The sequence below is a fragment of the Vibrio sp. YT-18 genome (genome assembly GCF_033337345.1).
GTDB classification, from domain to species: Bacteria; Pseudomonadota; Gammaproteobacteria; order Enterobacterales; family Vibrionaceae; genus Vibrio; species Vibrio alginolyticus.
The window spans coordinates 55,306-81,419 of record NZ_JAWOQO010000012.1; the positions used below are offsets into that span (position 1 = coordinate 55,306).

The 26,114-nt window shown below is 44.5% G+C and carries 23 protein-coding genes; 16 read left to right on the plus strand and 7 right to left on the minus strand.

Annotated features, from left to right (window positions below; translation table 11 throughout):
- Positions 1 to 5 precede the first annotated feature (5 nt).
- From odhB to sucD, 3 genes are all read left to right on the plus strand, one after another.
- Entirely contained in the window at positions 6 to 1,214 is a 1,209-nt protein-coding gene (gene odhB / locus R7M72_RS16500; protein WP_005382177.1) for a 2-oxoglutarate dehydrogenase complex dihydrolipoyllysine-residue succinyltransferase, read from the plus strand.
- 213 nt (positions 1,215 to 1,427) lie between these two features.
- Complete coding sequence (gene sucC, locus R7M72_RS16505) at positions 1,428 to 2,594, plus strand: ADP-forming succinate--CoA ligase subunit beta (protein ID WP_005382179.1); 1,167 nt, start codon at positions 1,428 to 1,430, stop codon at positions 2,592 to 2,594.
- Positions 2,594 to 3,466, plus strand: coding sequence for a succinate--CoA ligase subunit alpha (sucD, locus tag R7M72_RS16510; RefSeq protein ID WP_005382181.1), 873 nt, complete (start codon positions 2,594 to 2,596; stop codon positions 3,464 to 3,466). Before sucC ends, sucD begins: the two co-directional genes overlap by 1 nt.
- 119 nt (positions 3,467 to 3,585) lie before the next feature.
- On the opposite strand, the gene znuB is transcribed toward sucD, so the two are convergent.
- Positions 3,586 to 4,371: a zinc ABC transporter permease subunit ZnuB gene (gene znuB / locus R7M72_RS16515; RefSeq protein ID WP_005382183.1), complete on the minus strand. Its 786-nt coding sequence runs from the start codon at positions 4,369 to 4,371 to the stop codon at positions 3,586 to 3,588.
- Entirely contained in the window at positions 4,364 to 5,152 is a 789-nt protein-coding gene (znuC, locus tag R7M72_RS16520) for a zinc ABC transporter ATP-binding protein ZnuC (RefSeq protein ID WP_017634809.1), read from the minus strand. Before znuC ends, znuB begins: the two co-directional genes overlap by 8 nt.
- 78 nt (positions 5,153 to 5,230) lie before the next feature.
- Between znuC and znuA the strand changes: the two genes are divergently transcribed.
- The 5 genes from znuA (at position 5,231) to R7M72_RS16545 (ending at position 13,262) form a co-directional block, all read left to right on the plus strand.
- Entirely contained in the window at positions 5,231 to 6,118 is an 888-nt protein-coding gene (znuA, locus tag R7M72_RS16525; RefSeq protein WP_065274261.1) for a zinc ABC transporter substrate-binding protein ZnuA, read from the plus strand.
- A gap of 202 nt (positions 6,119 to 6,320) precedes the next feature.
- Positions 6,321 to 9,698, plus strand: coding sequence for a helix-turn-helix domain-containing protein (locus tag R7M72_RS16530; RefSeq protein ID WP_315956905.1), 3,378 nt, complete (start codon positions 6,321 to 6,323; stop codon positions 9,696 to 9,698).
- Between the two features lie 833 nt (positions 9,699 to 10,531).
- Positions 10,532 to 10,759: a ferrous iron transport protein A gene (locus tag R7M72_RS16535; RefSeq protein ID WP_005382190.1), complete on the plus strand. Its 228-nt coding sequence runs from the start codon at positions 10,532 to 10,534 to the stop codon at positions 10,757 to 10,759.
- Positions 10,759 to 13,035: a Fe(2+) transporter permease subunit FeoB gene (gene feoB, locus R7M72_RS16540; protein WP_053303290.1), complete on the plus strand. Its 2,277-nt coding sequence runs from the start codon at positions 10,759 to 10,761 to the stop codon at positions 13,033 to 13,035. Before R7M72_RS16535 ends, feoB begins: the two co-directional genes overlap by 1 nt.
- Positions 13,032 to 13,262, plus strand: coding sequence for a FeoC-like transcriptional regulator (locus R7M72_RS16545; protein WP_053303289.1), 231 nt, complete (start codon positions 13,032 to 13,034; stop codon positions 13,260 to 13,262). The genes feoB and R7M72_RS16545 overlap by 4 nt, the downstream gene beginning before the upstream one ends.
- Before the next feature lie 110 nt (positions 13,263 to 13,372).
- Here the strand turns inward: R7M72_RS16545 and R7M72_RS16550 are convergent, their stop codons facing one another.
- The 3 genes from R7M72_RS16550 to argS form a co-directional block, all read right to left on the minus strand.
- On the minus strand, positions 13,373 to 13,894 hold the full coding sequence (locus tag R7M72_RS16550) for a YqhA family protein (protein WP_042523163.1): 522 nt from the start codon (positions 13,892 to 13,894) through the stop codon (positions 13,373 to 13,375).
- Positions 13,895 to 14,044: 150 nt separating this feature from the next.
- Positions 14,045 to 14,473, minus strand: coding sequence for an HIT family protein (locus tag R7M72_RS16555; RefSeq protein WP_005382194.1), 429 nt, complete (start codon positions 14,471 to 14,473; stop codon positions 14,045 to 14,047).
- Between the two features lie 124 nt (positions 14,474 to 14,597).
- Complete coding sequence (gene argS, locus R7M72_RS16560) at positions 14,598 to 16,331, minus strand: arginine--tRNA ligase (protein WP_025517318.1); 1,734 nt, start codon at positions 16,329 to 16,331, stop codon at positions 14,598 to 14,600.
- Between the two features lie 220 nt (positions 16,332 to 16,551).
- Here argS and R7M72_RS16565 point away from each other — a divergent pair, with 220 nt between their 5' ends.
- A complete protein-coding gene (locus R7M72_RS16565) occupies positions 16,552 to 17,151 on the plus strand; it encodes a VOC family protein (RefSeq protein ID WP_017634806.1) in 600 nt (199 codons plus the stop codon).
- A gap of 74 nt (positions 17,152 to 17,225) precedes the next feature.
- On the opposite strand, the gene purU is transcribed toward R7M72_RS16565, so the two are convergent.
- Positions 17,226 to 18,059, minus strand: a complete 834-nt coding sequence (purU, locus tag R7M72_RS16570; protein ID WP_005382206.1) for a formyltetrahydrofolate deformylase — start codon at positions 18,057 to 18,059, stop codon at positions 17,226 to 17,228.
- A 218-nt stretch (positions 18,060 to 18,277) separates the two neighbouring features.
- On the opposite strand from purU, the gene R7M72_RS16575 reads away from it, so the two are divergent.
- From R7M72_RS16575 to rnd, 7 genes are all read left to right on the plus strand, one after another.
- Positions 18,278 to 20,218 carry an ATP-dependent DNA helicase gene (locus tag R7M72_RS16575; protein ID WP_005382210.1) on the plus strand — a complete coding sequence of 647 codons (1,941 nt, stop codon included), beginning with the start codon at positions 18,278 to 18,280 and terminating at the stop codon, positions 20,216 to 20,218.
- Positions 20,219 to 20,247: 29 nt separating this feature from the next.
- On the plus strand, positions 20,248 to 20,949 hold the full coding sequence (tsaB, locus tag R7M72_RS16580; protein ID WP_318056259.1) for a tRNA (adenosine(37)-N6)-threonylcarbamoyltransferase complex dimerization subunit type 1 TsaB: 702 nt from the start codon (positions 20,248 to 20,250) through the stop codon (positions 20,947 to 20,949).
- A gap of 60 nt (positions 20,950 to 21,009) precedes the next feature.
- Positions 21,010 to 21,315 carry a hypothetical protein gene (locus tag R7M72_RS16585; protein WP_017819942.1) on the plus strand — a complete coding sequence of 102 codons (306 nt, stop codon included), beginning with the start codon at positions 21,010 to 21,012 and terminating at the stop codon, positions 21,313 to 21,315.
- 41 nt (positions 21,316 to 21,356) lie between these two features.
- Complete coding sequence (locus R7M72_RS16590) at positions 21,357 to 21,914, plus strand: Slp family lipoprotein (RefSeq protein ID WP_054578017.1); 558 nt, start codon at positions 21,357 to 21,359, stop codon at positions 21,912 to 21,914.
- A 6-nt stretch (positions 21,915 to 21,920) separates the two neighbouring features.
- On the plus strand, positions 21,921 to 22,775 hold the full coding sequence (locus R7M72_RS16595; protein ID WP_005382215.1) for an alpha/beta fold hydrolase: 855 nt from the start codon (positions 21,921 to 21,923) through the stop codon (positions 22,773 to 22,775).
- 106 nt (positions 22,776 to 22,881) lie between these two features.
- Entirely contained in the window at positions 22,882 to 24,573 is a 1,692-nt protein-coding gene (gene fadD / locus R7M72_RS16600) for a long-chain-fatty-acid--CoA ligase FadD (RefSeq protein ID WP_005382216.1), read from the plus strand.
- Positions 24,574 to 24,652: 79 nt separating this feature from the next.
- Positions 24,653 to 25,771: a ribonuclease D gene (gene rnd / locus R7M72_RS16605; RefSeq protein WP_031777213.1), complete on the plus strand. Its 1,119-nt coding sequence runs from the start codon at positions 24,653 to 24,655 to the stop codon at positions 25,769 to 25,771.
- A 77-nt stretch (positions 25,772 to 25,848) separates the two neighbouring features.
- On the opposite strand, the gene minE is transcribed toward rnd, so the two are convergent.
- Entirely contained in the window at positions 25,849 to 26,112 is a 264-nt protein-coding gene (gene minE / locus R7M72_RS16610) for a cell division topological specificity factor MinE (RefSeq protein WP_005388332.1), read from the minus strand.
- Positions 26,113 to 26,114 lie beyond the last annotated feature (2 nt).

The window sequence follows — 26,114 nt, forward strand, 5'->3', positions numbered from 1 at the left end:
CAGATATGACAATTGAAATTCTGGTTCCAGATTTACCTGAATCAGTTGCTGATGCAACCGTAGCGACATGGCACAAACAACCGGGCGACGCAGTAGAGCGTGACGAGGTTTTGGTTGACATCGAAACAGACAAAGTTGTGCTAGAAGTTCCAGCTCCGGAAGCTGGCGTTTTAGAAGCTATTGTTGAAGCAGAAGGTGCGACAGTACTTTCTAAACAAATCATTGCTAAATTGAAGCCAGGCGCAGTTGCAGGTGAACCAACTGCAGACAAAACAGAAGGTACTGAAGCATCTCCTGATAAGCGTCACAAAGCTGCGCTTAGCGAAGAAAGTAATGACGCACTAAGCCCAGCAGTGCGCCGTTTATTGGCTGAACATGGCTTAGAAGCAAGCCAAGTGAAAGGCACTGGTGTTGGTGGTCGTATTACGCGCGAAGATATTGAAGCGCATCTTGCGAACGCTAAATCTGCGTCAAAAGAAGACTCGCCAGCAGTGGTTGACGTGCCGGCAGCGGCTCGCAGTCAGAAACGTGTTCCAATGACTCGCCTTCGTAAGACAGTTGCTAACCGTTTGCTAGAAGCGAAGAACAACACGGCAATGCTAACGACGTTTAACGAAGTGAACATGAAACCAATCATGGACCTTCGTAAGCAGTACAAAGATCAGTTCGAAGAGCGTCACGGTATTCGTTTGGGCTTCATGTCTTTCTACGTGAAAGCAGTGACAGAAGCGCTTAAGCGTTACCCAGAAGTAAATGCTTCGATTGATGGCGATGACATTGTTTACCACAACTACTTCGACATTAGCATGGCGGTATCAACGCCACGTGGTCTAGTTACACCTGTCCTAAAAGACTGTGACAAGCTTGGTTTCGCTGATGTTGAAAAAGGCATCAAAGAACTGGCTATCAAAGGTCGTGATGGCAAGCTAACGGTAGACGAGCTAATGGGCGGTAACTTCACTATCACAAACGGTGGTGTGTTCGGTTCACTAATGTCTACACCAATCATCAACCCACCTCAATCAGCGATTCTTGGTATGCATAAGATCCAAGAGCGTCCGATGGCAGTGGATGGCAAAGTTGAAATCTTGCCGATGATGTACCTAGCGTTATCTTACGATCACCGCCTAATTGACGGTCGTGAATCAGTTGGTTTCCTAGTAACGATTAAAGAGTTACTAGAGGACCCAGCACGTCTCCTATTAGACGTTTAATATCGCTAAAACGTCTAGTTATCGTAGGTAGCTAGACGTTAAAAATTTCAATGGCTAGACTAGCTCAACGTTTGGCCTTCATTTGAATCCTTCAGTATGAGAACTCATGATAAAGGATTGATTTGAGAAGACCCTACAGACGTACAAGCAGCCAAGACTGCAGCGTTATGGAAATAATAAATCCCTTAAGGGAAAAACAAACGGAATATCGAAATGAATTTGCATGAATACCAAGCCAAACAGCTGTTTGCAGAATTCGGTTTGCCTGTGCCAGAAGGCTACGCGTGTGATACACCACAAGAAGCTTTTGAAGCCGCAGGCCGTATTAGTACAGCCAAGAAAGTAGTTAAATGTCAGGTTCACGCTGGTGGCCGTGGTAAAGCGGGTGGCGTAGAGCTACACGATACAAAAGAAGGCGTTAAAGAGTTTGCACAGAAGTGGTTAGGTAAAAACCTAGTAACTTACCAAACAGACGCAAATGGTCAGCCAGTAACAAAAATCCTTGTTGAAGAAGCTTCAAATATTGCGAACGAACTATACCTAGGTGCGGTAGTTGACCGTGCTAGCCGTAAGATCGTTTTCATGGCTTCTACCGAAGGTGGTGTGGAAATTGAAAAAGTTGCGGAAGAAACGCCGGAACTCATCCACAAAGCAGCAATTGACCCACTAGTAGGTCCACAAGCTTACCAAGGTCGTGAGCTAGCGTTCAAACTTGGTCTTGAAGGCGACCAAATCAAACAATTCGTTAAGATCTTTATGGGTCTTGGCACTATGTTTTCTCAGTACGATCTTGCTCTGCTAGAGATCAACCCACTTGTGATTACTGGTGAAGGCAACTTGCTATGTCTTGACGGTAAGATCAACATCGACTCAAACGCACTGTACCGTCAGCCTAAGCTTCGTGAAATGCACGATCCTTCACAAGAAGATGAGCGTGAAGCACACGCAGCTCAGTGGGAGCTGAACTACGTAGCACTAGACGGTAACGTTGGCTGTATGGTTAACGGTGCAGGCCTAGCAATGGGTACGATGGATATCGTAAACCTACACGGCGGCAAACCAGCTAACTTCTTAGATGTAGGTGGCGGCGCGACGAAAGAGCGTGTTGCTGAAGCATTCAAGATCATCCTATCTGATGACAATGTGAAAGCGGTACTTGTTAACATCTTCGGTGGTATTGTACGTTGTGACATGATCGCAGAAGGTATTATCGGTGCGGTTAAAGAGGTAGGCGTAAGCGTACCTGTTGTTGTTCGTCTTGAAGGTACTAACGCTGACCTAGGTCGCGAAGTTCTTGCTAATTCTGATGTTGATATCATTGCTGCTGAGTCGCTAACTGATGCTGCTCAGAAAGTTGTTGCTGCTGCGGAGGCTAAATAATGTCTGTATTAATTAACAAAGACACTAAAGTAATCTGTCAGGGGTTCACTGGTGGTCAAGGTACTTTCCACTCAGAGCAAGCTATCGCATACGGTACGCAAATGGTTGGCGGTGTGTCTCCAGGTAAAGGTGGCCAAACTCACCTAGGTCTTCCTGTATTCAACACAGTTCGTGAAGCAGTAGAAGCGACTGGTGCAACAGCGACAGTCATCTACGTACCAGCACCTTTCTGTAAAGATGCAATCCTAGAAGCGATTGACGCGGGTATCGAGCTAATCGTAACGATTACTGAAGGTATCCCTACAACAGATATGATCGACGTGAAAGTGAAGCTAGAAGAAACTGGCGTTCGCATGATCGGTCCTAACTGTCCGGGTGTTATCACTCCTGATGAGTGTAAGATCGGTATCATGCCTGGTCACATTCACAAGAAAGGCAAAGTAGGTATCGTATCTCGTAGCGGTACTCTAACTTACGAAGCAGTTAAACAAACCACTGACGAAGGTTTCGGCCAGTCTACTTGTGTTGGTATCGGTGGTGACCCAATCCCGGGTTCAAACTTCATTGATATCCTAAAACTGTTCCAAGAAGACCCTGAGACAGAAGCGATCGTTATGATCGGTGAGATCGGTGGTACTGCAGAAGAAGAAGCAGCAGCATACATTAAAGAAAATGTAACGAAGCCAGTGGTTTCTTACATTGCTGGTGTAACTGCACCTCCTGGTAAGCGTATGGGCCATGCTGGTGCGATTATCTCTGGTGGTAAAGGTACTGCTGAAGACAAATTTGCTGCACTAGAAGCGGCTGGCGTTAAAACTGTGAAATCTCTAGCAGAGATTGGCCAAGGTCTACGTGAAGTGACGGGTTGGTAATCGACCACACTACTTAATAAGTATTAAAAAGCCTGCGATTTCGCAGGCTTTTCTTTTTCCGTTTCCGTGGGTTTATGTTTGTTGTTAGCAAGGTCTTTCGCGTTTAATACTCAATGCGATTATGCTTTGCTTTTAATCAGCTGGCTCAGCATAAATAAGGATGTTGCGCTGATCACTACGGAAGGGCCGGCCGGTGTATCGAAGTGCCATGATAGGCTAAGCCCCATCAGTACTGCCACTGAGCCAATAATGGATGCGAACAATGCCATTTGCTCTGGTGATGAAGAGACTTTACGTGCTGTTGCTGCTGGGATAATTAGGAGCGAAGTCATGATCAACGCGCCAACGAACTTCATACCTACTGCGATTACTACACCCACCATTAGCATTAACACCAATCTAACTAAGTCTGTATTCACGCCCTCAACAGCGGCAAGTTCTTCACTAACAGTGCTAGAAAGCAGTGGGCGCCAGAAGACGTACAAACACGCACTTACCGCAACAACACCTGCGTAAATAAACATCAGATCTTGTGGAGAGACGGCAAGTAAGTCCCCAAATAGGTAGCTCATTAAATCGACGCGCACGTTTTCCAAAAAGCTAACCGATACTAAACCGATAGAGAGTGCACTGTGTGCCAAGATACCTAACAACGTGTCTGTAGCCACAAGTTGTTGCTTTTGCAGAGTGACAAGCAAAACGGCCAGAGCTAAACAGCAGACGAGTAGCGCAAGGTAGAGATTTACGTTGAGCAAGAAGCCCAGCGCTAGGCCCATTAACGATGCATGAGCTAGGGTATCTCCGAAGTAAGCCATTTTACGCCAAACGACAAATGACCCAAGTGGACCGGCAATGATCGCGATACCAATACCAGCAAGAATAGAAGGTAGGAGAAACTCAATCATGATGGTGATGTCCGTGTTTATGGTGGGAGCATGATATCGCATCACCGCTTACTGGCGTTCCGGATAAATCGTGATGATGGTGCTCATGGTCGTGATGATAAAACGCGAGAGACTCTCTCGCTGCATTGCCAAATAGTGCGATGTAAGAAGGGTGCTGAGTAATAGTGGCAGGTGAACCTGAGCAGCAAACATGGTGATGCAGACAAATAACATCGTCCGTTTTCGCCATCACTAAATGTAAGTCATGCGATACCATAAATACGCCACAATCAAAGCGGTGACGAATGCTCTCAATTAAGTCATAGAGATCGATTTGACCTTGGATATCCACCCCCTGAGCTGGTTCGTCTAATACCAATAGCTGAGGACGTTGAAGCAGAGCGCGAGCCAGTAACACTCGTTGGTTTTCACCACCGGATAAGCGATGCATATTACTATTAAGTAAATGTTCAGCGCCAACAAGCCGTAATGCATCAATGCACTCCTGCTTACTGTATTTTCCTGCTAAATTTAGAAAGCGGGTTACATTCAATGGAAGGGAGTCATTGAGCTTCAACTTTTGAGGAACGTAACCAATTTTCAGTTTTCTTTGTCGGTTCAACTTGCCGCTAGTTGGCTTTTGAAGACCTAAGATAACTTTGACTAACGTTGATTTTCCCGCTCCATTGGGACCAATTAGGGTAGTTATTTTGCCCTTTTCTAATTCCATACTAATGTTATCGAGAACTCTGCGGCCATCGAACTCGACGCATAACTGCTCAAGATGGACTAAGGAAGACATGAATGAAACTCATTTGCAAATCAATAATGTTATAATGTAACATTATCTCACTTTCCACGCCATATCCCAAGTAAAACTATGAAAAGAGCATTAATTCTTGCTGCCTCAGCAATGTTAACACTGCCAGCACAGGCGGTAACGGTACTGACGAGTATCAAACCTATTCAGTTGTTAGTAACAGAGCTTACTCAAGGAGTAACTTCACCAGACGTGTTATTGCAGTCTAACACATCACCCCATGACTACGCTTTGCGTCCATCGGATGTTAAAAAGGTCGCTTCGGCTGATTTGGTTATCTGGTACGGACATGATCTTGAACCGTTTCTAGAGAAAGTTGTTTCGGATAGATCGAATACTTTGACTATTAGTCAAATTCCAAATCTAGAATTGCGTGAATTTGATAGTGAGCACAACCATGACCATGATGGGCACGATCATGGCTCACATGATCCGCACTTTTGGCTAGGTGTAAGCCAAGCACAACAAGTGGCCAAGGCTGTTGTGAATCAACTTGTATCACTTGATCCGGAAAATGCAGCTCAATATCAAGCGAACCTCAAAAAGTTTGAACTCGAGCTAAAAGACACTGACCAACAGATAAAGCAGAAGCTGGCACCAGTAAAAAACAAAGGTTACTTTGTATTCCATGATGCTTACGGTTATTTCGAAGATCGTTATGAACTAAATCAAATGGGGCATTTTACTGTGAGCCCGGAACGCAAGCCAGGAGCGAAGACCTTAATTCAAATTCGTCAAAAGCTAAGTGGTGGAGATGTGGCTTGTGTATTTTCTGAACCTCAGTTTACCCCGGCTGTCGTTCAGAGCGTAATGAGAGGCAGTGATGTCACTAAAGGCGAGCTTGACCCGTTAGGGAGTACAATTGAAGCAAAACCTGGCAGTTACTTTACTTTTCTCAACAATATGGCGAATAGTTTTGAGCAATGCTTGAACAAAAAGTCAGATTAAGTGCTGTCGTAATGTAGGAGTAGTCTTTTTAACGTGATCCAGTAGTAAGAATTACAACCTTTGGTAAGGCGAGCCTTTTCTCAGAAAGTAATTGAGATATCATTACCAATAATTATCAGCTCAAAATAACCGTATCAATCCATGTTTTACAAACGATGAACGGTCACTTTCAGAGCACAAATTGATACAAAAGGTTTTCGTCTTGCTACGCCAATTAGCCCTTGCTCTGTTGGGCTTTGTCTTATCCTACCAAGCATTTGCGCTTCATAATGCAAATGCAATCTTTTACCCTTTGCCAACTCAGGCAAAGGGTACTTTTATCGCGGCTAAAAAGTTGTTCTTGGGTGAAAAGGGCGGTTTGTGGATTCATGACGTACACGGACGAGTCCTGTTTTACGATGGTCAAACTATATTGCCTAAATCAGGTAGCTTCCTACAAACGTCGGCTAAGCAGTTGGCTTATCATAAAGGTGCTTTTTGGACCTTTATTGAAAATGAGGTCTATCGAACTTATCCAAATCAGGAACGACGTTTAGTCTTTAGTTTAAATCCAGGCTCACAAATAAGAAAAATAGGGTCTTCAAAGAACTATATTTGGGTGAGTGATGGCTCGCATTTCTATACCTACAATATCGACACTAGCGAGTTAAACTCTTTCTCTCTATTGCAGCTCTATCAACATAGTAATAATAGCTACGTTTACATTAATGATGCGGTGCTAGTTGAAACGAAGTGGGCACTAGCAACGACTTCCGGCTTCTATCTTTCTGAAGGTGATAAGTTTGACCATGTCGCTGCCTCAGGTCAAAGCTACATTGAGAAAGTCTATTATTCACACACGCGAAGAGAAATTTTGATAGGTACATTGCGTGGCGCTTTAATTTTCAACATTTACCAGCCTGATAAAGAAGTGATTAGAATTGGCGGCTCACATGTTTTGACATTCGCAGAGACAAATAAAGAGTATTGGGTGGGGACAGAGCATGGCCTTTATTTGTACTCATTTTTTTCAGGTGAGGTCACCGAAGTCGCGCCTGCAAGTTTTCTTGAGTTAGAGTTAGATAACACGAAGATTTATTCGTTGTTGAGCGACAATATGGGAGGGATGTGGATTGCGACTAACCAAGGTATTCGTTATTACTCGCTATTTAGTAAAAAATTTGAACGAGTGACCTTTAGTAGTTATGACTCACACACCCTATCAGGACGAATTCGGCAAACTATTGAAGGTCCTGATGGTGCGCTTTGGTTTGCTGATGACCGAAAGATTTATCGTTCAGGAAAGAGTGGGATTAACCAAGTCTTAGAGTTGGAGTCGCAGATCAATGAATTTGCGTTTCAAAACGGCATGCTTTGGCTTGCAACCTCAAAAGGGCTGGAAATATTTGATCTAAATGGTCTCAACAAGATTACATTTCCTTATTTACAGGTTATGGCCGGACATGCCGTAGAGCATGTGACCGTTGATGGTGATGACCGTCTTTGGGTATCAAGCGGATATCATCTTTACAATGTTGATACTGCTGCACAAAGCGTACGAAACTTTGGAAGTGAGTGGCTAGTAAGTCAGTATTTGCCTGCTAAGGTTACGCGCCTATATGATACTGAAGATGCCCTATTAATAGGCACCGATCATGGCGTATACCAATACAGTAATGACAACATCCAGTTTATCCGTTTTTCAGAAAAGTTTGGTGAATCATTAGACATGACCACGGCGGTTGATGGCAGCCAGTGGTTTGCTTCATCTTATGGTGTGTTTAAAACTGATACACGAAGCGATGAAAAACGTGTTGTTGAAATGAGTGAGCCCAACGCCAGACCTGCTTGCTTGATCAGAGACAGGCAAGGTGTATGGTTAGCTTCCTCTGTCGGTTTAAGCTATTACCACCTTTCGGGTGAGTTAGTGAAACATTACTCATCGTCATCAGGCTTAATGAACAATGAGTTCCTCCCTGGTATTTGTAGCGTTATACAGCAGACAGAAATTGGTGAGCGAGAGCTTGTTCTGGGGTCGAAGTACGGACTCGTAAAAGCAGAAGCATCCAAGCTGCTTGTATCTAATCCCCCAGAGTCTAAGTTTATTGTTAGCCAAGTTGTGCTTGAAAATGAAGTTCTGCAAGTTGGTAGTGCCGATCTGAATGGGCTCACACTGCCATATGGATCTTCGCTGAGTTTTTTATTCGGTGTGATGCCAAAACCAGACAGTCAAAACTTGTACTATCGATTGAACAACGATGACCCATGGCAAACGTTAGAGGGGGGCCAACTGACACTCGAGCACCTTAGTTCCGGTGAATATCACTTGCAGGTCAGTAATGAGTCTCAAGTTGCCGCTGGAGTCGTTGGTTTAGAATCTCACTTTATCGTCCTTCATCCTTGGTATCTATCGCGATTTGCTATTTTAGGCTTTGTCGTAGCTAGTATTGCGGTCGTTGCAGTACTCGTATTCTGGCGCTCGCGCTACGTTGTACAGGCTAACCGTGATCTAGCAGCTCAAGTGACCCTCAAAACGAATCAGTTAAGACATCAAAGTAGAGTGTTGCTTACGAGCAACCAGCAATTACGTAAACAGATTCAAGTTAGAAACCTACTCGTAGACCATGTAGCTCTATCCATAAAATCAAGCGTCGACTTTATTGTGGCGAAACTACCTATGCCTCTGGATACTGCGACAGAGGATCATTTGGCTAAAACGAATTGGCAGTTAAATGAACTCAAAAGTGTTCCAAGTGATGTAAGTGGTGGGAGCCAGAACTACAACTTGAGTCAGATAACTCAGTCAGTGGTTGATGTATGGCAAGATGACTTTGCAAAAGCGGGTATTTTGGTAGAGCTAGAAGATGAGAGCAAGCAGAGCCGGGTTGCTCTGGAAAGCTTTAATCTTGATGTTATTTTCAATAGCATTTTTGCCAATATCATCAAGCGCTCTTTCCGAGGTCAAACGGTTAGAATTATGCTAGAAGAGGGGCATGATATTGTGTCATTGAGCTTTCTTGATTACGGGACGCAATTACCTAATAAAGTCGCGACTGGGTTTCCATCTAACTTAAATCACTCTGAGTTGAGTATTGACCACCTTGCCCAATTAGTGACAACGAGTGGTGGTTATTTGGCTGTCTTCTCTTCTGATGCTCAAAACAAAGTCGAGATTACATGGCCATCTGCGAAGGAAAGGAGTTATCTGGATGAACCGCAGCAAGAACTCAATCCTGTAACTATTGCAGAAGATCAAGTCACACCAGAGAAAGAGTGGTTGCAAAAAGTCTATCAATTAGTGGCAGAGCATTACCATGATCCTGAATTTGGCACTGCGTCAGCCGCTAAAATGCTGTATATGTCTGAACGCTCTTTGCAGAGACGTTTTAAATCTGCCTCGTCAAGAACATTAAAAGACTATGTCACAGAGGTTCGTTTAGAAACGGCGTGTGAACAGTTATTGGCGGGTGAGAAAATCAGTGAAGTCGCCTTTAACTGTGGCTTTAATGATCCATCTTACTTTAGCCAAAAGTTTAAGCTACATTTTGGTTTGCCCCCGTCCAAGTTTGCTTTGACTCAAGAAAGCCAAGAAATTAACTAGAAAACCTTCATTACACGCTCCCTAGTTAATAGTTAAGATGCTGGGGAGCTGCATGCAGTGCTCTATTATTGCTGCAGTTGCTAACGCAGTGAGTTTCATTGTTTTTTCATCACATCTAGCCTACAAATCCATTCTCAACACGTAAGCACGATCACGTTCTATCTGTTAGTCGCGATGTTCATAGCAATAAGCATAAATGGCTTCAAGAGAATGATTTATTGATAGTTGCAACAAATAAATGACAGTTGTATTGCTGTATCAAAAGAGCGTTGTTCATTTGGGTGAATGATGGTGTGCGACATTCGTGAAAACGAAAACTGTGTTGAAAAGATGAATAAGGTAAAGAAGTTTTGAAAGAGGTGAAAAAAAATATCGTGGTATAGCCGGGGGGACTATACCACGGGTGTCAAGGACACCTTCGCTTGCTGCCGGAGTGACATGTTGCCATGCCACCTCTGGAATTTATTAGAGAGGTTGCCCTCTCGATGGAGTAACTATACGAGAGGTTACTTATTTTTCTTATAAAAATAACGCCATGTTTATATGAGAAAAGCGACAACGTTTGGTTTTTTACTTAACCAATTGTTTTAATTTGTATTTTTTGTTTTCTATCTTGGTTTGTGACATTTTTGTTTCGTTAGGTGTCATTTTTAATTGTTAATTTTGACGTAAATAACGAGAGGAAATTTACGAAGTTAACGTTTGAAAGCGTGAAAACATTTACGGAATCTTTGATTTCACACAAGGATTGAAGGGGTATAGGGGAGTAATATTGGCAACCTAAACTTATTAAATAATAATATTTCTCATTAGCAATACTCTTAAGGGCCACTATGAAGTTATCAGAGATTAATCCTGGCGATACGGTGACGATTCGGTTGTTAGATGGTCTTTCATCAGATATCAGAAAGAAACTCATGGTAATGGGGCTGCTTCCCAATACAGAAGTCAAAGTGATTCGACGTGCGCCAATGGGCGATCCTTTACAAGTCGAAGTCCGTGGTGTGTCTGTCGCATTGCGAGAAACAATTGCTCAGAAAATTGAAGTGGAGCGAGTGTAATGCAATATCAAGTGCTAACCGTAGGTAACCCTAATAGTGGTAAAACGACGCTATTTAATGGTTTAACTGGCGCAAAACAGCAAGTTGGTAACTGGGCAGGCGTCACGGTTGAAAAGAAAACGGGACAATTCAAGCATGCTGGGGATGAGTTTTTGCTCACTGACCTTCCGGGTATTTACTCATTAGACAGTGGTAATGATAGTAATAGTATTGATGAATCCATCGCATCGCGTGCGGTTCTAACTCATCCTGCTGATCTCATTATTAACGTGGTGGATGCTACAAGTTTAGAGCGCAGCTTATACATGACGCTGCAACTTCGCGAACTTGGTCGCCCTATGATTGTTGTCCTCAACAAGATGGATGCGCTAAAGCGTGAACGTCAGATGATTAACGTTGCAGAGCTTGAGAAAACGTTAGGTTGTCCGGTTGTCAGTTTATCTGCAACCAATAAAACTCAAGTGGCAGAGTTTAAAGAAAAGCTCCATAAATCCATCGTTCAAGGAGTGCCACTTAAAGAATTGTCTTTGCATTATGGTGAGAAGATGGAGTCGGCAATTCAAACGGTTTCCGCACTTTTTAACGACCAAACCGTCGCTCATCGTGCACTAGCGATTCGTGCGCTTGAAAAAGACACAATGGTGCTCAATAGTCTTTCTGATATTGATAGAAGCAAAGTCTTGGAAGTCATTACGACGTTAGATTTGGATATCGATTTGCATGTCGCGGATACTAAGTACACGCATCTGCATGAACAGTGTAAAAAAGTTCGCCGAAGCGAAGGCAAGTTAAGTCGTAGTGTGACTGAAAGACTCGACCAGTTTATTTTGAACAAGTGGATTGGAATTCCTTTCTTCTTTGTTGTTATGTACCTGATGTTTATGTTCTCGATTAACATCGGTAGTGCATTTATCGACTTTTTTGACATTGGTGTGGGCGCATTGTTGGTTGATGGTGGGCATCACTTGTTAGACGGTCATTTGCCTGTGTGGTTAGTGACGGTTCTTGCTGATGGTATCGGTGGTGGTATCCAGACGGTTGCAACCTTCATTCCGGTTATCGCGTGTTTGTACCTGTTCCTAGCGGTACTTGAGAGCTCAGGTTACATGGCTCGTGCAGCATTCGTACTAGATAAAGTGATGCAGAAGATCGGCCTACCGGGCAAAGCATTTGTACCGTTGGTTCTTGGTTTTGGCTGTAACGTTCCGTCAATCATGGCAACTCGTACTCTAGACCAAGAACGTGAGCGTAAACTGGCTGCATCTATGGCGCCATTTATGTCATGTGGTGCTCGTCTGCCTGTATACGCGCTATTCGCTGCGGCATTCTTCCCAGGTTCTGGCCAGAACATTGTATTCGCACTTTACCTACTTGGTATTGTGGCAGCGATCTTCACAGGTCTTTTCCTTAAGCACACGCTTTACCCAGGTAGCAGCGATAGCCTAGTGATGGAAATGCCAGATTACGAGCTTCCGACGCTACAAAACGTGGTGATCAAAACTTGGCAAAAGCTAAAGCGCTTTGTACTTGGTGCAGGTAAAACCATCGTTATCGTTGTTGCTATTCTGAGTTTCTTCAACTCATTGGGTACTGATGGCAGTTTTGGTAATGAAGACAGCGAAAACTCGGTGCTTTCTAAAGCTGCGCAAGTTGTAACTCCAGTATTCGCGCCAATCGGTGTTCAAGAAGATAACTGGCCAGCGACGGTAGGTATCATTACTGGTATCTTCGCAAAAGAGGCGGTAGTTGGTACGCTGAACAGTCTATACACGACGCCAAGCGACGGTGAAGACGCAGAATTTGATCTATTGGGCAGCCTAGAAGAGGCAGTAATGAGTATCCCTGAAAACCTAGCCGGTTTGAGCTACTCAGATCCACTAGGCATTGAAGTGGGTGACTTAACTGACTCAAATGCAGTTGCAGAAGAACAAGAAGTCGATGCTTCTATCTTCGGTAATATCAAATCGCAGTTTGCTTCTGGCAATGCCGCATTTGCTTACCTAATCTTTATCCTACTGTACACACCTTGTGTGGCAGCGATGGGTGCTTACGTACGTGAGTTTGGTCATAAGTTCGCACGCTTTATCGCGGTTTGGACAATGGGCTTGGCTTACCTATGTGCGACGCTCTACAACCAATTGACGCATTTCGCAGATAGCCCAGTGACGAGTGGCGTTTGGATGGCAGTGATCGTAGCTATCTTCTTTGGCACATACCGTGTGTTCAAACGTGTTGGTAAGAAGCAAAACGGTGCATTAGAGGCGCAAGTAGCATGATTTTAAAAGAGCTTTATCAATACATTGCAGACAAAGGAACCGTCTCCCAGTCAGATCTGGCTAAGCAGTTTGGGATGAGTGAAGATGGTGCCGACGCGATGTTAAGCGTGTGGATCAAGAAGGGTAAAGTTAGCCGTTTAGTCGACACCAATAAAGCTCATGACGTGACTCGAGTTCGCTACTCAGTGACTAAACAAGATGGTTTGTCTCTGACAGTCACCATGTAGCGAGTATCAAAATTAGTCACCTAAAAGATTATCACGTTAAAACGAAAAAAGCCGCATCAGCAATGATGCGGCTTTTATTTTGCTGGTTATTGTTTGTGAATACAGCGAAATTAATGCTCTTCAGAGTGTTTAGTCGCGCCTAACCCTAGGAACTTCAAACCAAGACTTAAAACTAAAATCGAAATAGGTAATGTTAAGATCGTCCAATCTAAGCTGTCGAAGTTAATCAGCACGAGCTCTAAGAATTTCACAAACAAGATCACGATGATGACTTCAGCCAAAATGTTTTTTAGATGGCCGATGTTTGGGGTTCTGATCCAATGCAAAACCGACTGCTCTTGTGTTTTCGCTTTAGCTTTGTTGGAAATAAATAGTGTGTAGATGCCGTGAGCAAAGATGAACAAAACTAGTGCGACAAGAAATGTATCCAGTGACTTGATCAAATAAGCGATCGCGATGTCTGCTTTATCTAAATGTGCGAGTGCTTCTGGAGGTGTTTGATTAAGAATGAAGACCGCAAATGCTGAATAGGTTTTTGCTGCACCCATAAGAAAAAGCAAGAATGAAGCAGCCATAGAACAGATGATGGCGATCCAGCTGACGTATCGGAATGTGTTGAAGACTTGTTTCATGATGACCCTCTCTAACTGAGCTGGTAGTCTAAACAAGTTTTATTTTAGTTATAATCCCAGAAAAATGAGAAAGATTGTTACAAATACGTATTAATCTTTCTCTGTCTATTTTAGCCGTATTCAAAGGCGAATTATTTTCGCTTACAGTGCTTATGCTTTTTGGAAAATAGAGCTCAGTGATAACACGTTCTTAATACGACCAAGCAATTCGTTTTGCTCTTCTTCTGTACGGAATTCACCTTTGGTGTTCCCCCAAACCGGTCCCGGCCATGCTACGTCATCTTTGAAGCGAGCAATATGGTGAATGTGCAGCTGTGGCACCATATTACCTAGCGCACCAAGGTTTAGCTTGTCTGGACGGAATGTTGCTTCCAGTGCTTGGCTTACCGCTTGAGACTCTAGCAAAAACTGTTGCTGTTCTTGCATTGGCAAGTGGTGAAGCTCTTTTAGGTTTGCACGTTTAGGGACTAAGATAACCCATGGCACGGCGTTATCTTTATGCAAAAGCGCCACACACAGTGGGAAGTGGCCGATAACGGTGGTGTCTTTTGCCAGTTGAGGGTGCAGTTCAAAACTCATTATGTTGTCCGATTTGAATTGAATGACATCAGTATACGCCAGATAAAACAAAAGGTTGACGCTTTCACGTCAACCTTTGTCATCATTTAGCTTGTGCTACTTAAGCTACCTACGTAAAAGCGGATTACATACGCTCTAGAGTATCAATACCTAGTAGAGACAGACCTTGCTTGATGGTCTTCGCTGTTAGCGCTGCTAGTTTCAGACGGCTTTGTTTCACAGCTTCGTCTTCAGCAACTAGGATAGGGCATGCTTCGTAGAAGCTAGAGAACTGACCTGCTAGTTCGAATAGGTAGCTACACATGATGTGCGGTTGGCCTTCGCGAGCGACAGATTGAACCGCTTCTTCGAACTGCATAAGTTTAGCAATAAGTGCTTTCTCTTTCTCATCAGTGATTTTGATGTCACCTTGGAGAGCGTCCATAGCAACACCAGCTTTAGCGAAAATAGAAGCTACGCGAGTGTATGCATATTGCATGTATGGTGCTGTGTTACCTTCAAACGCTAACATGTTGTCCCAATCGAACACGTAGTCAGTCGTACGGTGTTTAGATAAGTCAGAGTATTTAACCGCTGCCATTGCAACTGTTTTAGATATCTTCTCTTTTTCTTCCGCATCTAGTTCAGGGTTTTTAGATTCGATCAGTTGTGCTGCACGAACTTCTGCTTCATCTAGAAGGTCGGCAAGGCGAACGGTACCACCCGCACGAGTCTTGAATGGCTTACCATCTTTACCAAGCATCATGCCGAACGCGTGGTGCTCAAGAGATACTGACTCAGGTACGTAGCCTGCTTTACGAACAATTGTCCAAGCTTGCATTAGGTGCTGGTGTTGACGTGAGTCGATGAAGTAAAGCACACGGTCTGCGCTTAGCTCTTCATAACGATATTTTGCACATGCGATGTCTGTTGTTGTGTATAGGAAACCGCCATCGCGTTTTTGAACGATAACGCCCATTGGTTCGCCATCTTTGTTCTTGTATTCATCTAGGAATACAACTTGCGCGCCATCATCTTCAACGGCAAGACCTTGTTCTTTTAGGTCTGCAACGATCTTAGGAAGCATGTCGTTGTACATGCTCTCGCCCATCACGTCGTCACGAGTCAGTGACACGTTTAGACGGTCGTAGTTGCGCTGGTTTTGGATCATGGTTACATCAACGAGTTTTTTCCACATTTCTGCACAGTACTCGTCACCGCTTTGCAGTTTTACCACGTAGTTTCGCGCCTTTACTGCGAACTCTTCATCTTCATCGTACAGCTTTTTCGATTCGCGGTAGAAGCCTTCAAGGTCCGCAAGTTCCATAGAAACTTCGCCAGACTCTTGTTGTACACGCTCAAGGTTTGCGATAAGCATACCGAACTGAGTACCCCAGTCGCCGATGTGGTTCGCACGGATCACTTTGTGACCTAGGAACTCAAGAGTACGTACTACCGCATCACCGATGATGGTTGAACGTAGGTGACCAACGTGCATTTCTTTAGCAACGTTTGGTGCAGAGTAGTCGGCAACGATAGTTTGAGCTTCGTCTGCTGCAACGCCAAGACGTGAGTCAGCCAGTGCTGCTTCCGCTTGTTTTGCTAGGAACTCTTCGCTTAGGAAAATGTTGATGAAACCAGGACCAGCGATTTCTGTCTTGCTTGCAATACCATCTAGGTCTAGAACATCCAGTACTTTCTGTGCAAATTCTCGTGGGTTAGTACCCAGTTTTTTAGCAACGCCCATTACGCCGTTTGCTTGGTAGTCACCAAATTGTGGCTTTGCTGATTGGCGTACTGCCGCAGGACTGCCTGCAGGTGCGCCAGCGGCTTCTAGAGCCTGAGATACTTTGTCATTAATAAGTGCTTGGATATTCACACGCGTTTCCTTCAATTCAAGGACGAAGAACTCGGCGAAGTAAGTGCCGAGTTCTGTTGGAGTTCACAAAAATGGGGCTAATGATAACAACTTTATTGCTTTTCATACAGAGAGGAATTGGGGAAATTTATACTTTTTCGATTGAATGGAAATGTGGTTTGGTTTGAGTTTACTATTGCGCTCAGAGTAATGAGATAAATCGCCCCAAAAGAGAGCCACAATGACGACTCAACTAGTTGAAAAACGCCTAGCGCCTAAATTGATGATCCAAGATCTGGATGCATTTATGGCGAAGATTGAAGAGCTTGCATCCCTGTTAAAACTGGATCTGAGCTTTGCTCAAGCTGACCATATTGCGCTGCGAATTAATGATACTGAAACAGCAAAAGCCGCGCATGAAGCATGGAATCAATACGGTAAGGTGATTTCACAAGCGAAAATCAACGGTCGCCCAATCATCGTTATCGAATTCGATAAAGCGTTGGAAAGTCGTGGCTGGAAGATTGAGTGTCTGGAACTGCCATACCCTGCGGAAGGCAAAATCTACTCAACTGAAAGCTGGGAACATGTGGAGTTTGTTATTCCGTCTCATGCCGAAACTGCAGACGAGTTTCTTGCTGATTTGAAACACACTTACCCAGCGTTTGGGGCGCGTTTTAATGAGTTGGAAGAGCTGGGTGTGAAGATCAAACTGTCGAGCCCGAAAGGGGATGGCGAACGCTTGAACAACCCAACGGTGGCGTTTAAGTACCAAGACATTTGTATCAAACTGCACCCGCATTCACTTAAGCGTATTGTGGAGTCTGAGCAGGCTGAATAAGCAAGTTTTGAACGACTAGAAAGAAGAAAGGTTTGCAAATGAGCAACCCTTTCTTTCATTCAAAAGCGATGAACTTAAAGGATCACTGTCTTATTCCCATAAACAAAGACGTGGTCATTGATCACTTTATTCAAAGCCTTACTCAATACGTTCTTCTCTACATCGCGTCCCGCTTGCGCCATATCTTGGGCATTGAATGTATGGTCGACAGGAATTACGTCTTGCTTGATGATCGGCCCTTCATCTAAATCATTAGTCACGAAGTGTGCTGTTGCACCGATGATTTTCACACCGCGATCGTAAGCTTGTTGATATGGCTTCGCGCCAATAAAAGCAGGTAAGAAGCTGTGATGAATATTAATGATTTTGTGGTGATATTTCTCAACAAACGTCGGCGTTAATACGCGCATGTATTTAGCTAGCACCAAAAAGTCAGCATCGTATTGATCGATCACTTCTAGCATCTTCTGCTCGTGTTCTTCACGGCTAAGGTTTTCATGGGTCACATGGTGGTAAGGAATGTCGAAGCGTTCAGTGAGAGTTTGCAGTTTGTCGTAATTCCCCACCACAGCGGCGATCTCAACATCTAGGCTTCCATCGTAGGTTTTCATCAGAATATCGCCTAAACAATGCGCTTCTTTTGTGACGAGAATGACGATGCGCTTACGGCGAGAGCCAACCAATTTACGCTTAGCACCTTGCGGGAGAGCTTGGTCCAAGTCGGCAAGAAACGTTTGATCGTTGAAGTACCCCTCCAACTCCGTTCTCATGAAAAAGTGGCCACTGGTATTATCAACAAATTCGTTATTGTGAACGATGTTGAGTTGGTGCTTGTAACAGATATTAGTAATTTTCGAGATGAGACCCGGGGCGTCAGAACAGTGGGTCAACAGTGTTTTCTTTTCCATAAATCAGGTACTTCCATGCATTAATATTTTAGCGTACGAATTTGTTATTATTCCCTGGCGGGTGTAACTGTACTGCCATGTTTCACCATAAATAATCTATTCTTACGTTGGTTTCAACAAAATATCCGCGTGTCGCCGCAAGCTGGTCAGATTGTGGGCTGATGTCACTCCTATTCCTCTGATATACTCTCGATAATTTTTCAAACTCAATACCAAGCATGATCGCAAAAACTTTTTCCTCTGATGGCGCGTTAGGTAAGGCCATTCCTGGCTTTCAAGCTCGTCAGCCACAAATCGATATGGCGGAAGCCGTCAGCAGTGCGATCAAAGATCAAACCCAGTTGGTGGTGGAGGCAGGAACCGGAACCGGTAAGACCTTCGCCTACTTAGTCCCTGCGCTGTTAAGCGGTAAAAAAGTGATCATCAGTACAGGCTCGAAAAACTTGCAAGAGCAGTTGTACCATCGTGACTTACCGCTCATGGTCAATGCGCTTGGTTTTTATGGCCAAGTGGCGTTATTAAAAGGGCGTTCTAATTATCTGTGTTTGGATCGTTTGAGCCGCCAAATGGTCGAAAGCCACACTAATGAATCTGACCCGACGTTATTAACTCAACTGGTTAAAGTGCGTGCTTGGTCATCAGAAACCAAAACAGGTGACCTTGGTGATTGTGATGATCTGCCAGAAGACAGCATGATCATTCCGACTATCACCTCAACCAATGATAACTGTTTAGGTAAAGAATGTCCGAGCTACACTGATTGCTTTGTATTGAAAGCGCGTAAGCGAGCCATGGATTCCGACATTGTTGTAGTGAACCATCACTTGTTTCTTGCTGATTTAGCGATCAAAGAAACAGGATTCGGTGAACTGATTCCAGAAGCCGATGTGTTTATTTTTGATGAAGCTCATCAGTTGCCAGATATTGCGAGCGAATATTTCGGCCAGTCAGTTTCAAGCCGCCAAATTCACGATCTTGCCAAAGACATTGAAATAGCCTATCGCACCGAAGCCAAAGATATGCGTCAATTGCAAAAAGTGGGCGACAAACTCATGCAAAGCGCAATGGACATGCGGATTGTATTGGGTGAGCCAGGCTTTCGTGGCAACTGGCGTGAGGCGTTGCAATCAGGTTCTATTAAGCGAGAATTATTGCGCTTAACTGACAGCCTCGAATTGGCGATTGATGTACTCAAAATAGCCTTAGGGCGCAGTCAATTACTGGATACCGCCTTTGAACGAGCAAATTTGATCAAAGGCCGTATCGACCGGGTATGTGATGTCGATATTACCGGTTACTCATACTGGTACGATACCTCGCCTCGTCATTTCGCTCTGCACATTACGCCTCTTTCTGTCGCGGACAAGTTCCATGAGCAAATAGAGATTAAACAAGGCGCTTGGATTTTCACGTCAGCAACCCTAGCCGTATCGGGCGATTTCAAGCACTTTACTGAGCGCCTTGGCCTCAAGCCTACAAAGCAATTTTCTCTGCCGTCCCCCTTTGATTATCAAAAGCAAGCGCGCCTTTGTGTGCCAAGGTATTTGCCAGAGCCAAACAGTAACGGCTTAGCGGATAAGTTAGTCCGAATGCTTGCTCCGGTGATTGAAGAAAATGATGGTCGCTGCTTCTTTTTATGTACCTCGCACAGCATGATGCGTGAACTAGGTGAGAAGTTCCGAGAAGTACTTGAGCTGCCTGTGTTAATGCAAGGGGAGATGAGTAAGCAGAAAACCTTGGCGGAGTTTATGGAACTGGGTAACGCTTTACTCGTGGCGACGGGCGCTTTCTGGGAAGGGATTGATGTTAGAGGTGATGCGCTGAGCTGTGTTATTATCGACAAATTACCGTTTACCGCCCCTGACGATCCGTTACTCAAAGCCCGTATCGAGGATTGTCGATTACGTGGCGGTGAACCATTTGCTGAAGTACAAATCCCGGATGCAGTGATTACGTTAAAGCAGGGAGTCGGGCGATTAATTCGAGATCAGAAGGATCACGGTGCGTTGATCATTTGTGATAATCGCCTCGTCACGCGAGACTATGGTGGTATTTTCCTCGGAAGCCTACCACCTATCCCAAGGACGCGAGACTTAGATGGAATCAAAGCATTCCTGAAAGCAGAACAATCTGTCACAGACGCAAGTGCTGAGGCATAACCCAATAAATGAAAGTTGTAGAGAGTTAAATGAGCGCAAAAATTCTTGCTATCGATACAGCGACTGAAAACTGTTCAGTTGCGTTGTTGGCTAATGATCAAGTGATTTCACGTAGCGCGGTTGCACCACGCGATCACACCCAAAAAGTACTGCCAATGGTTGATGAAGTACTCAAAGAAGCTGGCCTGACTCTACAAGAGCTGGATGCGTTAGCGTTTGGACGTGGTCCAGGTAGCTTTACTGGCGTTCGTATCGGTATTGGTATCGCACAAGGTTTGGCGTTCGGTGCTGACTTACCTATGATCGGCGTTTCAACGCTGGCTGCAATGGCTCAAGGTAGCTATCGCTTACATGGTGTGACCGATGTCGCTGTGGCCATTGATGCACGTATGGGTGAAGTTTACTGGGCACGTTACACTCGCCAAGCAAACGGTGAGTGGGCAGAGATGGATGCAGAGTGCGTAATTCCACCAGCACGTCTCGTTGAAGAAGCACAAGCAGACGACAAAACGTGGACGACAGCAGGTACTGGTTGGGATGCTTACCAAGAAGTATTAGCAGACCTACCGTTTAATTTGACGCATAGTGACGTTCTGTACCCTGATTCACAAGACATCGTGATTCTTGCTGAACAAGAATTTAAAAAGGGTAATACCGTGCCGGTCGAAGATTCGAGCCCTGTTTATTTACGTGATAATGTGACATGGAAAAAACTTCCTGGTCGCGAATAGTCCGTTTTTCATTAACCTGACAAAAAGCAGGGCGTTTGCCCTGTATTTTTATGGAGTGCTATGGCGTCGATTAATGGCTTGCCTCCTTCTTTGATTCCCGGTGCAAATCGCACTCATAAAGCCAGTCAAAAGAAGCAGGTAAATAAATCACAAACAAAGCAGCCTGTAGGTCAGCCTTCAAAGGTTGCTAACGCCGTGGCGCACTCCATAAAACACGTGGATGAGTCCCAAATTCACCGAGCTCAAGTGCAATATGACCTTCCTGAAGGGGGCGCACGTAAAGCAATGGAGCAGTACATGGATGTCATGAATCGAGCTAAAAAAGAGGAACTGGCTCAATTACTTGGTGTCGATATTTACGTGTGAGATCTCCCCAGCTTGGGGTTACTAATATTGAAAGGTGGTTTATGAAGGTTTTTGGACGGTTTTTTCTCGCATTATTTGCTACGGTTGGTTTGTCTGCGTGTAGCTCTTTGCCAGAGGAGCTAAATGCAAGCACAGCATTGGTCGTTACAGACTATAAAGCGTTTGCTGAGTCTCAGGGGCAAGTGAGTGAAGATGTTCGCCTTGGTGGAATCATCGCTAAAGTGGATAACTTTAAAGATAAAACGCGTCTAGAGATTGTAAACCTTCCTATCAGTGAGTCTGGTAAACCTGATATTGATGAAGAGCCTACGGGGCGTTTTGTCGCCTATTTTGATGGCTATTTAGAGCCTGTCGCCTTTAGTGAAGGCCGTTTGGTGACGGTTGTAGGCAAAGGAGCAGGGGAAGAAGAAGGAAAGATCGGTGAGCACGGTTACATCTTCCCGGTAATTAAGGGGGAAGGGTACCGTTTATGGAAAATTGAAGAACGTGTACGCATGTATGACTCGCCAACCTACTTTTACCCATGTTACTCGATTAACTGCCGCATGTGGCGTAATGATTTCCCGCAAGACGGTAAAGTGATAAAACAGGTCAAATAATCTGCGATGCATGAGCGTCAATTCGAGCTTCCTGCCGGCAAAATGGCAGCCCTTGAGATAGGGAACGAGAAAACGGCTGACTTGTCAGTCGTTTTTCTTCATGGGTGGTTAGATAATGCGGGCAGCTTTAAAGCGCTCATGGAGCAGTTGAATCAACTTAATCCTCACTTACACCTCCTCGCCATCGATCATTTTGGTCACGGTTTATCGAGTCATAAATCTCACGATAATTATTACCCCTTTCACGACTATATTGCCGATTTGTATCAGTTTTTGGACGAATTATCACCAAACAGACTGATATTAGTAGGGCATTCACTTGGTGCTTTAATCGCAAGTTGCTATAGTGCAGCGTTTCCAGAGCAGGTCGAAGCTCTTGTGCAAATTGAGGGAGCAGGACCTCTTCATGAGGATCCTACTAACAGTTTGCCTCGTCTTCGCGATGGCGTTTTAAGTCGAATAAGACAGCAAAACAAGCCAGAGCGAGCCATTGCCTCCTTCGATCTGGCGTTAAAATTACGCATGCAAGCCAACCAATTAACCGCTGAGCAGCTTCTACCGATAGTAGAGCGTGGAACAGAGCAGCGAGGAGATAAATGGTATTGGCGGCATGACGCCAAGTTAAAATGTGCGTCGCTTTACCGAATGGCGCAAGCGCATGCTAACTCGATTACCAGCCAAATACGTTGTCCTCATTTGATTGTATTAGGCGATCAAGGATTTCAGAATTTACCATCTAACCAAGCTGATTGGGGAGAGAACCCACCGCAAGTGGTTTCTGTCAAGGGTGGTCATCACTGTCATTTAGAGCAAATACTCGAGGTCGCAACGCGAATTCTTGGTGTAGTTAACAAAATTTAAACAAGTGTTTGAGAGTTGCGTGCTCAAGCACGTTCGCTGTGCTGTAATAGCTTTCAAAATAAAAAGGACGCTATTTTTTAGCCAGTTATAAACGAGGAGTAACATCGTGGATAAACCATGGCTTTCACGTTATCCAAGTGACGTACCTGAAACCATTAATCCAGAGCAATATGAGTCTTTGGTAGAAATGTTTGAACAGTCTGTACAAAAATATGCAGACCAACCAGCATTCATGAACATGGGCTCGGTTATGACCTTCCGTAAATTGGAAGAGCGTAGTCGCGCATTCGCAGCGTATCTGCAAAACGAGTTAAAACTGCAAAAGGGTGACCGTGTTGCTCTGATGATGCCAAACCTACTGCAATACCCAGTGGCGTTGTTTGGTATTTTGCGTGCAGGTTGTATCGCCGTAAACGTTAACCCACTTTACACTCCTCGTGAACTTGAACACCAATTGAATGACTCAGGTGCGACGACGATTGTGATTGTGTCTAACTTTGCGAATACGCTAGAACAAATCGTCGATAAAACACCAGTCAAACACGTAGTGTTAACCAGTCTTGGTCAAATGCTGCCACGAGCGAAAGGTACGATTGTCGATTTTGTCGTGAAGTACGTTAAGGGCATGGTGCCTAAGTACGATTTACCTGGTGCTATCTCAATGCGTCAGGCTCTACGTAAAGGTCGTCGTCTACAATACGTTAAACCGTTTATGTCTGGGGATGACATTGCATTCCTGCAATATACGGGGGGGACGACAGGTGTCGCGAAAGGTGCGATTCTGACTCACCGCAACATGATTGCGAACGTTCTACAGGCAAAAGGCGCGTACGGACCGGTTTTATCTCCGGGGCGTGAATTAGTCGTAACAGCGTTACCGCTGTATCACGTATTTGCTCTTACCGTAAACTGTCTGCTGTTTGTCGAAATGGGTGGTCGTAACTTACTTATTACCAACCCTAGAGATATTCCAGGGTTCGTGAAAGAGCTACAAAAGCATCCGTTTACTGCGATTACGGGCGTGAATACCTTATTTAATGCATTGGTCAATAATGAAGATTTCCACGAGTTGGATTTCAGTAATCTACGTTTAGCTGTTGGCGGCGGCATGGCAGTGCAGCGCTCAGTGGCAGAAAGATGGCAAAAGACCACGGGTTGCTACTTGCTCGAAGGTTACGGTCTAACAGAGTGTTCTCCGTTGGTGGCGGCATATCCGCATGATCTTGTTGAATACAATGGCTCTATTGGTCTGCCGGTACCATCAACAGAAGTTCGTATCGTGGACGAAGAAGGCAACGCTCTTGCGAATACTGAAACTGGTGAACTTCAAGTTCGTGGTCCTCAGGTTATGCAAGGTTACTGGCAACGACCTGAAGCAACGAAAGATACGATTAACGAAGACGGCTGGCTATCAACTGGCGACATCGTTAAGTTCGATGACGAAGGCTTCCTGCATATCGTTGACCGTAAGAAAGACATGATCTTAGTATCAGGCTTTAATGTTTACCCGAACGAAATCGAAGACGTTGTAGCACTACACGGCAAAGTACTTGAAGTTGCTGCTATTGGTCAGCCGCATGAAGTGTCTGGTGAATTAGTGAAGATTTATGTCGTGAAACGCGATCCGAGCTTGACCAAAGACGAAGTGATCGCGCATTGTCGAGAACACCTAACTGGCTACAAAGTTCCGAAGTTGGTTGAATTCCGCGAAGACTTACCTAAAACCAATGTCGGTAAGATCTTGCGTCGTGTTTTACGCGAAGAGAATGACGCTGAACTTGCGAAGAAAAGCGCATAAGCCGATTTCGTCGAGTCGAGAGATTTAAAAAATGATAGAATGCCAGCGTTTTGCTGGCATTTTTTATAGCGAGAAGTATGTGAACTATCAAATTATTACTAAAAACAAAGACCTAGAAGAGGTTTGCACTCATGCCCGAGAGGCAGACGTAGTGATGCTGGATACCGAATTCGTTCGTATTCGCACTTTCTACCCGCAGTTAGGTCTGATTCAGCTTTTCGATGGTAATCGCCTCTCGCTGATTGATCCGACTGAATTAACGGATATGACGCCGTTTGTAGCGCTATTAAAAGATACTTCTGTGCTAAAAGTGCTGCACGCATGTGGTGAAGATTTAGAAGTTTTCCAAAACGCTTTTGGTTGTACACCATTCCCTATGGTGGATACGCAGCTGATGGCCGCTTTTCTCGGTCACGGCCTATCGACAGGCTTCGCATCGCTGGTGGAAGAATATTTAGGCGTAGAGCTCGACAAAAGTGAATCACGTACCGACTGGATGGCTCGTCCACTGACACAAAAGCAATTAGATTATGCTGCCGCAGATGTTCATTACTTGTTACCCTTATACGAAAAGCTGTTCGATAAGGTGACGCAAGCAGGTTGGTGGGAAGCTGTACAGCAAGAAAGTGATTTACTCGTTTCGAAACGTATTCGCGTAACCAATGAAGAGAATGCCTACCTTGATATTAAGGGCGCTTGGCAATTAAAACCTTCTGAGCTGGCGATTTTAAAGCCATTGGCGACGTGGCGTTATCGTGAAGCAATCAAACGAGATTTAGCGCTGAACTTTATCTTCAAAGAAGGTGATCTATTAACGGTCGCTCGTCTTGGTTTAACGAACTTTAAGAAGATGGAAGCAGAAGATATTGATATCCGAGCGATTAACCGCCATGGCGCGAAGATTGCCGCGATTGTTAAACAAGCGAAGCAAACACCTTCTGAAGAGTATCCTGCGAAAATTGAGCGTTTAATGGACTATCCGGGTTACAAGCAGGTCTTCAAAAATATGAAAGACTTGGTGAAATCGGCTTCGCAGAAGTCAGGTTTAGCCACGGAGTTCCTTGCCTCTAAAAAGCAGATCAATCAGTTGATCAGTTGGGTTTGGAAAAAAGATCGTGACCCAGAAGTATTGCCTGATTTGATGCAAGGGTGGCGTTTGGATTTACTCGGCGACAAGATGAACAAAGCATTAAAGTAATGAAAGATGAAAAAAGTTGGCCTCGATGCCAACCTTTTTCGTTCTAATTAGAGTATTCGTCTTGCGAGAGAAACTGATTACTTTTCTTCGTCTGGTAGCTTCACATTCAGCTCAAGAACTGAGATATCGTCGTCTTTGTGCTCAAATGTTAAGTCAACCATATTTGGATCAATTGCCACGTACTTGCTGATCACCTTCAAGATGTCTTCTTTTAATTGAGGCAAGTAAGACGGCGCAGGATCATTTTGGCTGCGGCGCTCTGCGACAATGATTTGCAAACGCTCTTTAGCTAGATTCGCAGAAGTTTTCTTCTGTGGACGGAAAAATTCTAATAATGACATGT

What these genes read in the sequence shown, in the direction of transcription:
- odhB (WP_005382177.1), top strand. Translation starts at nt 6, where the DNA reads ATGACAATTGAAATTCTGGTTCCAGATTTACCTGAATCAGTTGCTGAT.
- sucC (WP_005382179.1), top strand. Translation starts at nt 1,428, where the DNA reads ATGAATTTGCATGAATACCAAGCCAAACAGCTGTTTGCAGAATTCGGT.
- sucD (WP_005382181.1), top strand. Translation starts at nt 2,594, where the DNA reads ATGTCTGTATTAATTAACAAAGACACTAAAGTAATCTGTCAGGGGTTC.
- znuB (WP_005382183.1), bottom strand. Translation starts at nt 4,371, where the DNA reads ATGATTGAGTTTCTCCTACCTTCTATTCTTGCTGGTATTGGTATCGCG.
- znuC (WP_017634809.1), bottom strand. Translation starts at nt 5,152, where the DNA reads ATGTCTTCCTTAGTCCATCTTGAGCAGTTATGCGTCGAGTTCGATGGC.
- znuA (WP_065274261.1), top strand. Translation starts at nt 5,231, where the DNA reads ATGAAAAGAGCATTAATTCTTGCTGCCTCAGCAATGTTAACACTGCCA.
- R7M72_RS16535 (WP_005382190.1), top strand. Translation starts at nt 10,532, where the DNA reads ATGAAGTTATCAGAGATTAATCCTGGCGATACGGTGACGATTCGGTTG.
- feoB (WP_053303290.1), top strand. Translation starts at nt 10,759, where the DNA reads ATGCAATATCAAGTGCTAACCGTAGGTAACCCTAATAGTGGTAAAACG.
- R7M72_RS16545 (WP_053303289.1), top strand. Translation starts at nt 13,032, where the DNA reads ATGATTTTAAAAGAGCTTTATCAATACATTGCAGACAAAGGAACCGTC.
- R7M72_RS16550 (WP_042523163.1), bottom strand. Translation starts at nt 13,894, where the DNA reads ATGAAACAAGTCTTCAACACATTCCGATACGTCAGCTGGATCGCCATC.
- R7M72_RS16555 (WP_005382194.1), bottom strand. Translation starts at nt 14,473, where the DNA reads ATGAGTTTTGAACTGCACCCTCAACTGGCAAAAGACACCACCGTTATC.
- R7M72_RS16565 (WP_017634806.1), top strand. Translation starts at nt 16,552, where the DNA reads ATGACGACTCAACTAGTTGAAAAACGCCTAGCGCCTAAATTGATGATC.
- purU (WP_005382206.1), bottom strand. Translation starts at nt 18,059, where the DNA reads ATGGAAAAGAAAACACTGTTGACCCACTGTTCTGACGCCCCGGGTCTC.
- R7M72_RS16575 (WP_005382210.1), top strand. Translation starts at nt 18,278, where the DNA reads ATGATCGCAAAAACTTTTTCCTCTGATGGCGCGTTAGGTAAGGCCATT.
- tsaB (WP_318056259.1), top strand. Translation starts at nt 20,248, where the DNA reads ATGAGCGCAAAAATTCTTGCTATCGATACAGCGACTGAAAACTGTTCA.
- R7M72_RS16585 (WP_017819942.1), top strand. Translation starts at nt 21,010, where the DNA reads ATGGCGTCGATTAATGGCTTGCCTCCTTCTTTGATTCCCGGTGCAAAT.
- R7M72_RS16590 (WP_054578017.1), top strand. Translation starts at nt 21,357, where the DNA reads ATGAAGGTTTTTGGACGGTTTTTTCTCGCATTATTTGCTACGGTTGGT.
- R7M72_RS16595 (WP_005382215.1), top strand. Translation starts at nt 21,921, where the DNA reads ATGCATGAGCGTCAATTCGAGCTTCCTGCCGGCAAAATGGCAGCCCTT.
- minE (WP_005388332.1), bottom strand. Translation starts at nt 26,112, where the DNA reads ATGTCATTATTAGAATTTTTCCGTCCACAGAAGAAAACTTCTGCGAAT.